Source organism: Mycobacterium colombiense (genome assembly GCF_003284935.1).
In the GTDB taxonomy this organism is placed as follows: domain Bacteria; phylum Actinomycetota; class Actinomycetes; order Mycobacteriales; family Mycobacteriaceae; genus Mycobacterium; species Mycobacterium arosiense_A.
Window position 1 is genome coordinate 134,528 of the sequence record NZ_QMEV01000006.1, and the last position, 12,254, is coordinate 146,781.

11 protein-coding genes and 1 pseudogene are annotated in these 12,254 nt (G+C 68.7%); 6 read left to right on the plus strand and 6 right to left on the minus strand.

Translation table 11 applies throughout. The features are described from left to right. Window positions 1-123 precede the first annotated feature (123 nt). From DQP57_RS05285 to DQP57_RS05295, 3 genes are all read left to right on the plus strand, one after another. Window positions 124-1,425 (plus strand): PhoH family protein, encoded by a 1,302-nt coding sequence (locus DQP57_RS05285; protein ID WP_112631986.1) that lies wholly within the window; start codon window positions 124-126, stop codon window positions 1,423-1,425. 57 nt (window positions 1,426-1,482) lie between these two features. Further along, on the plus strand, window positions 1,483-2,358 hold the full coding sequence (locus tag DQP57_RS05290) for a polysaccharide deacetylase family protein (RefSeq protein WP_112631987.1): 876 nt from the start codon (window positions 1,483-1,485) through the stop codon (window positions 2,356-2,358). A 150-nt stretch (window positions 2,359-2,508) separates the two neighbouring features. After that, the gene (locus tag DQP57_RS05295; RefSeq protein WP_205869046.1) at window positions 2,509-3,951 is read left to right on the plus strand and encodes an adenylate/guanylate cyclase domain-containing protein; all 1,443 of its coding nucleotides are present in this window, start codon (window positions 2,509-2,511) and stop codon (window positions 3,949-3,951) included. 10 nt (window positions 3,952-3,961) lie between these two features. Here the strand turns inward: DQP57_RS05295 and DQP57_RS05300 are convergent, their stop codons facing one another. Genes DQP57_RS05300 through glpX form a run of 3 tightly spaced genes read right to left on the minus strand, consistent with a single transcriptional unit; the run spans window position 3,962 to window position 7,544 of the window. Further along, window positions 3,962-4,963: a hypothetical protein gene (locus DQP57_RS05300; RefSeq protein ID WP_112631988.1), complete on the minus strand. Its 1,002-nt coding sequence runs from the start codon at window positions 4,961-4,963 to the stop codon at window positions 3,962-3,964. 54 nt (window positions 4,964-5,017) lie between these two features. Beyond that, window positions 5,018-6,427 carry a class II fumarate hydratase gene (locus tag DQP57_RS05305; RefSeq protein WP_430918048.1) on the minus strand — a complete coding sequence of 470 codons (1,410 nt, stop codon included), beginning with the start codon at window positions 6,425-6,427 and terminating at the stop codon, window positions 5,018-5,020. A 37-nt stretch (window positions 6,428-6,464) separates the two neighbouring features. Continuing rightward, a complete protein-coding gene (glpX, locus tag DQP57_RS05310; protein WP_112631990.1) occupies window positions 6,465-7,544 on the minus strand; it encodes a class II fructose-bisphosphatase in 1,080 nt (359 codons plus the stop codon). A 55-nt stretch (window positions 7,545-7,599) separates the two neighbouring features. Here glpX and DQP57_RS05315 point away from each other — a divergent pair, with 55 nt between their 5' ends. The 3 genes from DQP57_RS05315 to DQP57_RS05325 are packed head-to-tail and all read left to right on the plus strand — an operon-like array spanning window position 7,600 to window position 10,699. Beyond that, a complete protein-coding gene (locus DQP57_RS05315) occupies window positions 7,600-8,298 on the plus strand; it encodes a DUF4245 domain-containing protein (protein ID WP_205869044.1) in 699 nt (232 codons plus the stop codon). A gap of 32 nt (window positions 8,299-8,330) precedes the next feature. Beyond that, complete coding sequence (locus DQP57_RS05320) at window positions 8,331-9,128, plus strand: dienelactone hydrolase family protein (RefSeq protein ID WP_112631992.1); 798 nt, start codon at window positions 8,331-8,333, stop codon at window positions 9,126-9,128. A gap of 26 nt (window positions 9,129-9,154) precedes the next feature. Continuing rightward, a complete protein-coding gene (locus tag DQP57_RS05325) occupies window positions 9,155-10,699 on the plus strand; it encodes a carboxylesterase/lipase family protein (RefSeq protein ID WP_112631993.1) in 1,545 nt (514 codons plus the stop codon). Here DQP57_RS05325 and DQP57_RS05330 read toward each other — a convergent pair. The 3 genes and pseudogenes from DQP57_RS05330 to DQP57_RS05340 form a co-directional block, all read right to left on the minus strand. Continuing rightward, window positions 10,696-11,784: a 3-beta-hydroxysteroid dehydrogenase gene (locus DQP57_RS05330; protein WP_112631994.1), complete on the minus strand. Its 1,089-nt coding sequence runs from the start codon at window positions 11,782-11,784 to the stop codon at window positions 10,696-10,698. The genes DQP57_RS05325 and DQP57_RS05330 overlap by 4 nt on opposite strands. 72 nt (window positions 11,785-11,856) lie before the next feature. Then, the gene (locus DQP57_RS05335) at window positions 11,857-12,126 is read right to left on the minus strand and encodes an exodeoxyribonuclease VII small subunit (protein ID WP_240631680.1); all 270 of its coding nucleotides are present in this window, start codon (window positions 12,124-12,126) and stop codon (window positions 11,857-11,859) included. Then, window positions 12,116-12,254 (minus strand): annotated as a pseudogene (locus DQP57_RS05340) (exodeoxyribonuclease VII large subunit); the annotation flags it as partial. The pseudogene DQP57_RS05340 and the gene DQP57_RS05335, both read right to left, overlap by 11 nt.

The window sequence follows — 12,254 nt, forward strand, 5'->3', positions numbered from 1 at the left end:
CTGCTGCCAGGGCGGCACCTCCCGTCATCACAACGGAAGGACCGGCCCCGGTCCTGGTGCTGCGGTTCCCGTCGACATGCCTGTGCGGGTCCGCGCGGGCTCATCCCGCTCGAGGAGCGCTACGTGACCGAAATCCGGACCTACGTGATCGACACTTCTGTGCTGCTGTCCGACCCGTGGGCGTGCAGCCGATTCGCCGAACACGAGGTGGTTGTTCCGCTGGTGGTGATCAGCGAACTGGAGGCCAAACGCCACCATCACGAGCTGGGCTGGTTCGCGCGCCAGGCGCTGCGGCTGTTCGACGATCTTCGGCTCCTACACGGACGGCTCGATCAGCCCATTTCCGTTGGGACACAAGGTGGTTCGCTGCACGTCGAGCTCAACCACACGGACCCGGCGGTGCTGCCGGCGGGCTTCCGCAGCGACAACAACGACTCCCGGATCCTCAGCTGTGCCGCGAACCTGGCCGCCGAAGGTAAACGAGTTACGTTGGTCAGCAAGGACATTCCGCTTCGGGTGAAGGCCGCCGCGGTGGGCCTGGCCGCCGACGAGTACCACGCCCAGGACGTGGTGGCCACCGGCTGGTCGGGCATGCGCGAGATCGAGACCGCCACCGAGGACATCGACGCGCTGTTCACCGACGGCGAGATCGATCTGGTGGAGGCGCGAGACCTGCCCTGCCACACCGGAGTTCGGCTGCTCGGGGGCAGCTCTCACGCGCTGGGCCGGGTCAACGCCGACAAACGCGTCCAGCTGGTTCGCGGCGATCGGGAGGTGTTCGGGCTGCGCGGGCGCTCCGCCGAACAGCGGGTGGCGCTCGACCTCCTGCTCGACGAGACGGTGGGCATCGTGTCGCTGGGCGGCAAGGCCGGCACCGGCAAGTCGGCGCTCGCGCTGTGCGCCGGTCTGGAAGCGGTGCTGGAGCGCCGGACGCAGCGCAAGGTGGTGGTGTTCCGGCCGCTGTACGCCGTCGGCGGCCAGGAGCTGGGATACCTGCCCGGCAGCGAGAGCGAGAAAATGGGTCCGTGGGCCCAGGCCGTCTTCGACACCCTCGAGGGTCTGGCCAGCCCGGCCGTGCTCGAGGAAGTGCTGTCCCGCGGCATGCTCGAGGTACTGCCCCTGACCCACATCCGCGGCCGCTCGCTGCACGACTCGTTCGTCATCGTCGATGAGGCCCAATCGCTGGAGCGCAACGTCCTGCTGACGGTGCTGTCCCGGCTGGGCACCGGATCGCGGGTGGTGCTGACCCACGACATCGCCCAGCGCGACAACCTGCGGGTGGGCCGCCACGACGGGGTCGCCGCCGTGATCGAGAAGCTCAAGGGCCATCCGCTGTTCGCCCACATCACGCTGTTGCGCAGCGAGCGATCGCCGATCGCCGCGCTGGTCACCGAGATGCTCGAGGAGATCGCCGGCCCGCAGTGAGCGCGCCTGACCAGCGCGCTCGGCCCCGGGCGGGGCCGCCTTCGATAAACTTCCACGGTGGCGAAACGACCCGACACCCAGACCTGGCGCTACTGGCGCACGGTGGTGGGTGTGGCCGCCGCCGTCGCGGTGCTGGTCATCGGCGGGCTCACCGGTCACGTGACACGCGCCGACGACCTGAGCTGCTCGGTCGTCAAATGCGTCGCCCTGACCTTCGATGACGGGCCGGGGCCGTTCGACGAGCGGCTGCTGCAGATCCTCAAGGACAACGACGCCAAGGCGACGTTCTTCCTGATCGGCAACAAGGTGGCCGCCAACCCGGGCGGCGCCAAGCGCATCGCCGACGCCGGGATGGAGATCGGCAGCCACACCTGGGAACACCCCAACATGACCACGATCCCGCGCGAGGACATCGCCGCCCAGTTCACCAAGGCCAACGAGGCGATCGCCGCCGCGACCGGGCGCACCCCGAACCTGTACCGCCCCGCGGGCGGGCTGTCCGACCCCGTGGTGCGCCAGACCGCCGGCCAATTCGGGCTGGCCGAAATCCTCTGGGACGTCATCCCTTTCGACTGGGCGAACGACTCGAACTCCGCCGCGACGCGCTACATGCTGATGACCTACATCAAGCCGGGCTCGGTGGTGCTGTTGCACAGCACCTACTCGAGCACCGTCGACCTGGTGTACCAGTTCATCCCGGTGCTCAAGGCCAACGGCTACCGCATGGTGACGGTCAGCGACCTGCTGGGACCACGAGCGTCCGGCAGCAGCTACGGCGGCCGGGAAAACGGTCCGCCCGTCAACGGCCTGCACGACATCCCGCCCGCCGACATTCCCACGCTGCCCAACACGCCCTCACCCAAACCGATGCCCAACTTCCCGATCACCGACATCCCAGGACAGAACTCCGGCGGGCCGAACAACGGTGCGTAAAGCCGATTTCGGTCCGCGCACGACTGTAGGGTGATCATCGTGGGCTGGCTTCGGGATCGGCTTCCGCGACAGTGGCGTGCGTCCGCGCGGCGGCCGGCCGCCGGTTCGCGAAAGTCCTTTCGACGATGGCTGTTTCAATACGGGTTCGATCTGAGCCTGTCCTACGTGTTGGCCGTCGTCGAGGCGGCCGCCATCCTGATTCCGTTGCGGGGACACACTTCCGTCGGCGACAACGCGGACTTCGCGCGGCAGAACACGGTGCCGGTGGCGCTGCTCATCGTGCTGGGCATCGTCAGTGTCGCGGTGGCCGGCGCCGTGAGTCTGGCGCCCACGGTGCGCTGGTACGTCGCGGGTGACGATCCCACCCCGCAACAGCGCGAAGCCGTGATGAAGCTGGCCGGACGTCAGTCGGCGATCCTGGCGACGTCCTGGGCGATGACCGGCGGGATCTTCATCCTGCTGAATCTGACTGGCGGGCCGCGGCTTCTGCTGCCCATCGTGCTCGGCGTGCTGCTCGGCGGATCGGCCGCCGCCGGCACCGGGATGCTGCTCGCCCAGCGCACCCTGCGGCCCATCATGCGCGTCGCCACGCTGGGCGCCGAGCCGCGCCTGGCGGTGCCGAGCGTGTACGCGCGGCTGGTTCTGCTGTGGTTTCTGTGCAGCGCCTTTCCCATCGCCGTGATCGCGACGCTGGTCGTGTTGCGCTCATACGGCTGGCTGATCGAGAAGTCCGCGTCGTTGGACGTGCCGATCCTGGTGGTGTCGTTGGCGGCCCTGGTGCTGGGGCTGCCGACGATGATCTTGACCTCGCGGTCCATCTCGGACCCGGTCGGCGAGGTCGTCGACGCGATGGCCGAGGTCGAGCATGGCCGCATGGAAACCTACGTCGGCGCCTACGAACGTTCCCAAATCGGCCGTCTACAAACGGGATTCAACCGGATGGTGGCCGGGCTCGCCGAGCGCGACCGGCTGCGTGACCTGTTCGGGCGCCACGTCGGGGCCGACGTCGCGCAGCGCGCGCTCCAGGAGGGGGCGTCCCTGTCGGGCGACGTGGTCGAAGCGGCGGTGCTGTTCATCGACCTGGTGGGCTCTACCCAGCTCGCGGAAAGCCGTCCTCCCCAAGAGGTCGCCGAGGTGCTCAACGACTTCTTCCGCATCGTGGTGCACGCCGTCGACGAACATCACGGTCTGGTCAACAAGTTCGCCGGCGACGCCGTACTGGCCGTCTTCGGGGTGCCGCTGCCGACCAGCGACCCGGCATCGTCGGCCCTGGCGACCGCCCGTGCCCTCGGCTCCCAACTGCGGCGGCTGCCGGTCGATTTCGGTATCGGTGTCTCCGCGGGCCGGGTGTTCGCCGGCAACATCGGCGCCGAAAACCGGTACGAGTACACCGTGATCGGTGACGCGGTCAACGAGGCCGCGCGGCTGGCCGACCTCGCCAAGACCTCCGACCGGCGGATCCTGTGTTCGGCCGGGGCCGTCGACGCCGCCGGGGAGGCCGAGCGCGCGCAGTGGGCCGAGTGCTATTCCACCGTCCTGCGCGGGCGATCCGAGGCCACCCACATCTCGGCGCCGACGGGCCCGGCGAGCTAGCCGGGGCGGGTCAGGACTTCGAGACCTTCAGCGCGGCAATGATCTTGCCGACGAGACCCGCCGAGGCGGCGTCACCGATGGGTGTGCTGCCGATGAACACGGTGACCGGCTTGGTGTCGACGGCGATGATGGTCACCGAGTCGCCCTTGACGTTGCGGCTGGGATCGGCGATCGTGACGTCGGCGTCGACGCGGACCGCCTTGGTGCCGTCGACGGTGATCGACGCCGACTTCGTCGGCCCGAGCGTGGGCTGGGCGTTCGCGTAGCCGGGGCCGGCGACGATGCATTGCATCAACTTCGTGGCCTGCGCCGTAAGGTCCATGCTGGCAACGAAATTGGTGACGCCGACCTCGGCGGTCATCATCCACTGGTTGGCCCCGGGCACGTCCTGGGCGACGCCCAGCCCGCCGATCAGGTTGGGGCCCTGGTCGTCGGAGAACACCGTCCACCCGCCGGGCGCCGCGCTGGCCGGGAACGAGAGCTTGCCCGCGGCGATCGAGTCGGTGCGGGGCATCTCCCCGCCGGACACGTTCGGGGTGCAATCGGTCGCGTTCTGCGCGGAGTTCTTCGGTGTGGAGACCGACGTGCTCGTGGTCGACGGGGCGGCGGCCGGTTTGTTGTCGTGGCCGCCGCGCATCACCAGCAGCGTGGCGACCAGCGCGATTACCGCGAGCACGACCAGACCCGCGACGATCAACCACGGCAGCTTGGAGCCGGGCCCACCCGGCGGTGGCCCCGGGGGATATGGGCCGCCCGGCCCGCCCGGCGGAAACTGCTGTCCGGGTTGGGGATACGGCTGGTTCGGGTAGGCGGGGCCGCCGGGCGCATACGGGTACGGCCCACCCGGCGGCGGGTAGCCGTAGGGACCGCCCTGCGGATAGGGACCGGGACCGCCCTGGGGGTAAGGACCGGGCGCGCCGCCCGGCGGCTGGCCACCCCAATTCGGGTCCTGCCCATACGGATTGCTTCCGTAGGGTCCCTGGCCGTAGGGGCCACCGGGAGGAGCCGTCATGGAAAAACCACCCTTACTCTCGTCGGCCAACGCCGTCACCGGATGACGGGCGGCTCAGTCTTCGGGCTTGACCTTGGCCATCGCCAGCACGTCGAGCCGCCGGTCGAGTTCCTCGATCGACAGCTTCTCGCCGATCAGCCCGCGGTCGATCACCGTCTGGCGAATCGTCTTGCGCTCCTTGAGCGCTTGCTTGGCCACCGCGGCGGCCTCCTCGTAGCCGATCGCCGAGTTCAGCGGCGTCACGATGGACGGCGACGACTCGGCCAGCTCGCGCAGGTGCTCCACGTTGGCCGCCAGGCCGACGATGCAGCGCTCGGCGAACAGCCTCGACACGTTGGTCAGCAGCTTGAACGACTCCAGGATGTTGCGCGCCATCATCGGGATGTAGACGTTGAGCTCGAACGCGCCCGACAATCCCCCGACGGCCACCGCGGCGTCGTTGCCGATCACCTGCGCGGCGACCTGGGTAACCGCCTCTGGCAGAACGGGATTGACCTTGCCCGGCATGATCGAGCTGCCCGGCTGCAGGTCGGGCAACTGGATCTCGGCCAGGCCGGTCAGCGGGCCCGAGCCCATCCAGCGGACGTCGTTGGCGATCTTGGTCAGCGACACCGCGATGGTGCGCAGCGCGCCGGACGCCTCGACCAGGCCGTCGCGCGCCGCCTGGGCCTCGAACGAGTTTGCGGCCGTGCGTAATTCGCTCAGGCCGGTGGAAGCCACCAGCGTCTCGACCACCTTGGCGCCGAAGCCGTCGGGGGCGTTCAGGCCGGTGCCGACCGCGGTGCCGCCGATGGCCAGCTCACCCAGCCGGGGCAGCGTCGCGCGCACCCGCTCGATGCCCGCCTCGATCTGGCGGGCGTATCCGCTGAATTCCTGGCCGAGCGTCACCGGGACGGCGTCCATCAGGTGGGTGCGGCCCGACTTGACCACGGTGTGCCACTCGCGGGCCTTGCCGGCCAGGGCGTCGTGCAGCACCTCGAGCGCCGGAATCAGATGGCGCACAGCTGCTTCGGTGGCCGCGATGTGGGTGGCGGTGGGGAAGGTGTCGTTCGACGACTGCGACATGTTGACGTCGTCGTTGGGATGCACCGTCACGCCGTTGGCGGCCGCGATGCTGGCGATCACCTCGTTGGTGTTCATGTTGGAACTGGTGCCCGAACCGGTCTGGAACACGTCGATGGGGAACTGGTCGTCGTGCTGGCCGTCGGCGATCTCGCCCGCCGCGGCGATGATCGCGTCGGCCTTCTCCCGCGCCAGCAGCCCCAGGTCCTTGTTGACCTGCGCGCAGGCGCCCTTCAGCAGGCCCAGCGCGCGGATCTGGGTGCGCTCGAGCCCGCGGCCCGAGATCGGAAAGTTCTCGACCGCACGCTGGGTCTGCGCGCGCCACAACGCTTTTGCGGGTACGCGGACCTCTCCCATGGTGTCGTGCTCGATGCGGTACTCGGTGTCATCGGAGCTGTTCACGGCCATAGATTGGTTTTCCTCGTTCTTCGATCGGTGGTCAGGGCAGGGGATAGGCGGCGGAGGTATCGCCGGTGAAGTCGATGGCGGAGTACTCGTTGAGCTTCGACAGCCGGTGGTAGGCCTCGATCATGCGCACGGTGCCCGACTTCGACCGCATGACGATCGACTGGGTGGTGCAGCCGCCGGGGTAGTACTGCACGCCCTTGAGCAGGTCGCCGCTGGTGACCCCGGTGGCGCAGAAGAACACGTTCTCCCCGGACACCAGGTCCTCGGTGGTCAGCACCTGGTCGAGGTCGTAGCCGGCGTCGATGGCCTTCTGGCGTTCCTCGTCGTCGGTGGGGGCCAGCTGCGCCTGGATCGCCCCGCCCATGCACCGGATGGCGGCGGCGGCGATGATGCCTTCCGGCGTGCCGCCGATCCCGGCCAGCATGTCGGTGCCCGAATGCGGCCGGCAGGCCGAGATCGCGCCGGCCACGTCGCCGTCGGTGATCAGCCGGATGCGGGCGCCGGTCGCCCGGACCTCGTGGATCAGCTGGGCGTGCCGCGGCCGGTCCAGGATGCACACGGTCATGTCGCGCACCGACAACGCCTTGACCTTGGCGACGGCCTTGATGTTCTCGGCGATCGGCGCGGTGATGTCGAGCACGTGGGCGGCCTCGGGCCCGACGGCGATCTTGTTCATGTAGAACACCGCCGACGGGTCGAACATCGCGCCGCGGTCGGCCACCGCCAACACGGAGATGGCGTTGGGCATGCCCTTGCTCATCAGCGTGGTGCCGTCGATGGGGTCGACGGCGAAGTCGCACTCCGCGCCGTCGCCGTTGCCGACCTCCTCGCCGTTGTAGAGCATCGGCGCGTGGTCCTTTTCGCCCTCGCCGATGACGACGACGCCGCGCATGGACACCGTGTTGACCAGCTCACGCATCGCATCGACGGCCGCCCCGTCGCCGCCCTCTTTGTCGCCCCGGCCGACCCAGCGACCTGCGGCCATGGCCCCGGCCTCGGTGACGCGTACCAGCTCCAAAGCCAGGTTGCGGTCTGGGGCCTCACCGCGCGGTCGCCCCTGCGCGGGGGCCCGGCCGGTGGTGGCGGTCGAGTGGTTGCCCTCAACTGTCATGGTTGTTGATTGTCCCAGAAGCGGATCGGTCCGCTGGAACTGGGATACTTGGGGGATGACGGACGAGCGGCCGCTGAATGCCCAGCTTGATGGGAGCGTGGCCGGCGCGCCGTCTCCGCAAGCGGGGCCGGCGCCCAGGCCGGCCAAACCCCGGTTGTTGCAGGACGGCCGGGACATGTTCTGGTCGCTGATACCGCTGGTGATCGGGTGCATCGTGCTGGCCGGCATGCTCGGCATGTGCTCGGTCCAGTTCGGCCACCACCAGGGCCCCGTCCCGTCGTATGACGCGGGCGCGGCCCTGCGCGCGGACGCCTCCGCGCTCGGTTTTCCCATCCGCCAGCCGCAGCTGCCGGCCGGCTGGCAGGCCAACTCCGGTCACCGCGGGGGCATCCAGGGCGGGCGGACCGACCCCGCGAACGGTCAACGGCTCAACGCTCCCGTATCGGTCGTCGGCTACATCACCCCGACCGGGCTGTACCTGAGCCTGACCCAGAGCAACGCCGACGAGGACAAGCTGGTCAATTCGATTCACCCGTCGGCCTACCCCACGGCGACCGTCGACGTCGGCGGCACCGGTTGGGTGGTCTATCAGGGTTCCGGTCAGGACGGCGCGGACGCCGAGCCGATCTGGACGACCCGGCTCAGCGGCCCGGGCGGCGCGACCCAAATTGCGATAACCGGCGCCGGAAACACCGATCAGTTCCGTACGCTGGCGTCGGCGACGCAATCGCAACCGCCTTTGCCCAGCCGCTAATCCACCCGCGCGAGCAGAGGGGTCGCATCGACGTGACTGCACCAGAGGCCGACCTGTCCGGATGGTCGGCGGCCCCTTTCAGCGGCGGCGGATACACCCATGACGTCTACCGCAAGGGCAGCGGCCCCGGGGTGGTGCTGATTCCGGAGATCCCGGGGATCCATCCCGGCGTGCTCGCACTGGGTAATCACCTGGTGGACAACGGCTTCACCGTCGCCATGCCGTCGCTGTTCGGCCGCCCGGGCAAGGCCAAGACGGCGGGTTATCTCCTAGGCGCCATCGGACGTGCCTGCGTGGCAAGGGAATTCGCGGCGCTCGCGTTGAACAAGCAGCGACCTGTGGCGTCGTTCCTGCGTGCGCTGGCCCGTGACCTCAACGCTTCGACGCCCGGCAAGGGCGTCGGGGTGATCGGCCAGTGCTTCACCGGGGGCTTCGCGCTGGCGGCCGCGGTCGACGACAGCGTGCTGGCGCCGGTGCTCTCCCAGCCGTCGGTGCCGTTCCCGCTCGGAGCCGCGCGGCGCAGCGATCCCGGCTTGAGCGAATCCGAGCTGGCCACCGTGGCCGATCGGTGCGCCAATGATGGCCTGTGCGCCATGGGATTGCGGTTCAGCGAGGACAAGATGTCGCCCGGCGAGCGGTTCGTGACGCTCAAACAACGCCTCGGCGACGCCTTCGAGGTGATCGACATCGATTCGGGTCCCACCAATCAGCACGGCTTCGGCAAGATGGCGCACTCGGTGCTCACCGACGAGGTCCGCGAGCTCGATGGCCACCCCGCCTACGAAGCCCGTAAGCGAGTGGTCGAGTTCCTCACGCAACGCCTTTTCTAGGTTCGTCCAGGAGATTTCGCACGCGCATGGCTAACGACGACCTGGTGGTCGAAACCAGCTACGGCCCGGTTCGGGGCATCGAAGTGGACGGCGTCAAGGCGTGGAAGGGCGTTCGGTACGCGGCGGCACCGGTGGGCGAGCTGCGGTTCAAGGCGCCGCAGCCGCCCGCGCGCAGCAGCGAGGTCGCCGACGCCACCGCGTTCGGGCCGGCCTGCCCGCAGCCGGTGTTTCCCAACATGCCACTGGATCTGGGCGCGCCGCAGGGCGAAGACTGCTTGCGGCTCAACGTCTGGGCGTCTTCTGACACCCGGCCCGGCGACACCAAGCCGGTGATGGTCTGGCTGCACGGCGGCGCCTACGTCCTTGGTTCGAGCAGCCAGACGCTCTACGACGGCCGCAGGCTGGTCAGCCACGGCGACGTCGTCGTGGTGACCGTCAACTATCGGCTCGGGGTGCTCGGCTTTCTCGACCTGTCACCGTTCGACTCCGGTGGGCGGCATTTCGACTCCAACGTCGGGCTGCGCGACGCCGTCGCGGCCCTGCAGTGGGTGCGCGACAACATCGCCGCCTTCGGCGGTGATCCGGCGCGGGTCACGCTGTTCGGCGAGTCCGCCGGGGCCGGGATGGTCACCACGCTGCTGGCCAGCCCCGCCGCCGAGGGTCTGTTCGCCCGGGCGATCGCGCAAAGCTCCCCGGCCACTTCGGTGTACGACCGCGAACGCGCCGGCCGGGTGGCCCGGGCGTTCCTCGACCGGCTGGGAATCGCCCCGACGGAATCGCGGCGCCTCATCGACATCCCGATGGCGGCGATCCTGGCCGCGACGCAACAGGTGTTCGACGAGGTGCCGGTGCGCAACCCGGGAACGCTGGCGTTCGTCCCGATCGTCGACGGCGATGTGCTCAGCGACTATCCGGTCAAGCTCGCCCAGGAAGGCCGCTCACAGCCGGTCCCGTTGATCATCGGCACCAACAAGCACGAGGCGGCGCTCTTCCGGTTGATGCGCTCGCCGCTGATGCCGATCACGCCGAGCGCGATCACCTCGATGTTCAACCAGATCGCCGCCGAACAACCCGATCTGCAATTGCCCACCGAGGAGGAGATCGGCTCGGCGTATTCGCGATTGCGGCGCAGGGCAAGGAGTTTGAGCATCGCGACCGACGTCGGCTTCCGGATGCCGTCGGTGTGGATCGCCGAGGGGCACGCCAGGGTGGCGCCGGTGTATCTGTACCGGTTCGATTACGCCACCCCGTTGTTGAAGCTGCTCATGGTCGGGGCCGCGCATGCCACCGAATTGCCGTTCGTCTGGGGCAATCTCGGCGCGCCCAAGGATCCCACGCTGAAGCTCGGCGGCACCAAGGCCGCCAAGGCGGTGTCCAAGAGGGTGCGCACCCGATGGACCAACTTCGCCGCGCATGCCAGGCCCACCGGTCCCGCCGGCGCGCCGGAATGGACTCCCTATGCGGAGGACGACCGTTCCTGCTTGGTCATCGGCCGCAGCGACACCGTCGCGCACGACATCGACGCCAACATCCGCGCCGCCTGGGGCAGCGACATGGTGAGCTTCCGCTAGGCGGATGCCTTGCCCGCCAACGCTTGTCGCTTCATCTGGTCGAACATCTCGACGTAGTACGACAGGCACTCCGACAGCGCCTGTTCGGTGGTGAACAGCGGCTGGTAACCGAGGTCGCGCGAGGCCTTCGCGATCGAAAAGAAATTGTCCAGATACAGCCGCTCGACGGCGAGCGGCTCGAGCAGCGGCGCCGGTATCCCGAACCGGAAATGCAACCGCTGCCAGCCCGTCATCGCCGCACGCACCATCGGCCCGTTCACCCGGACCCGCGGCCACTTCTCCCCGCACGCCTCGACCACCGGCCTGGCGAACTCGAACATGTTGATCGGCTCGGCGTCGTTGATGAAATACGCCTGGCCGGGTGCGGTGCCGCCGGGCGTCAGGTGTTCGGCGGCCAGGATGAAACCGTGAATCAGGTTGTGCACGTAGGAGTTATCCAGACGGGCCGATTTGCGGCCGATCAGCACCTTGACGTGACCGGCGATCACGCTTTCGAACAGCTTGCGGAACATCGTCTGGTCGCCGCGGCCCCAGATGCCGCTGGGCCGAATCGCACACGTCAACAGCCCGTCAACGCCGTTCTGCCCCAAGACGAATCGCTCGGCGAGCACCTTGGTCTCGGTGTAGAGGTCGTTGAACCGGTTGGTGTGGGGCAGCGTCTCGTCACCATTGACGATGTTCTGACCGCCCATGACGACGCTGTTGGACGAGGTGTAGACGAAACGCTGCACCCCGGCGGCCTGCCCGGCGCGGACCAGGTTCTCGGTGCCCCCGACGTTGACCCCGAAGCTGCGCTGCCGGTACTCGTCGGTCACCGACGCGCCGCCCATCAGATCGATGATCGCCGCGGTGTGGAAGACGGTGTCGACGCCGTCGACCGCCTGGGCGCACACGGCCGTGTCGGTGATGTCACCCTCGAGCACCTCGAGCCGCGGATGCGCCGGCAGCGGCGAGGGCACACGGTCGAAGGACCGGACGAAGTGTCCGCGATCGAGCAAGGTGGACACCAGGTTGGCCCCGACGAATCCCGAGCCCCCGGTGACCAGGACGCGGCCGAGTTCGGCCGTCAGCGATGGATCACCCATGGCCGAAGCATAACTGAAACGTGTTCCAGTTCGAAAAAAAGTTTCTCAACAAAACCCCCGATGTCGCCGAATTCAGGCATCCTCAGGCTCGCCGGCCGCGAGCGCATCCTCGATCCTCTTGCGGGCTCCAGCTAAGTGCTCCTCGCACCGTTTAGCCAGCTGCTCACCCCTTTCCCACAATTTCAGCGACTCGTCCAAATCCAGGCCGCCCTGCTCGAGCACCCGCACGACTTCGATCAGTTCGTCGCGGCAGGCCTCATACGCCAGATGACTAATAGGCGTAATCGACCCGCTCTCCTGCGGGGCCGCGGAGTCGTCCCCGCCGTCGTTGCTACGCGCCATCCGACCGCCCTTCGCTCACCGCGGCCACGGCGCCGTCAGCCACCCGCACCCGCAGCCGCGTGCCCGCCGGGGCGTCGTCGACCGACCGCAACACCCGGCTCGTCGCCCCGACGGCCTGCACGGTGGTT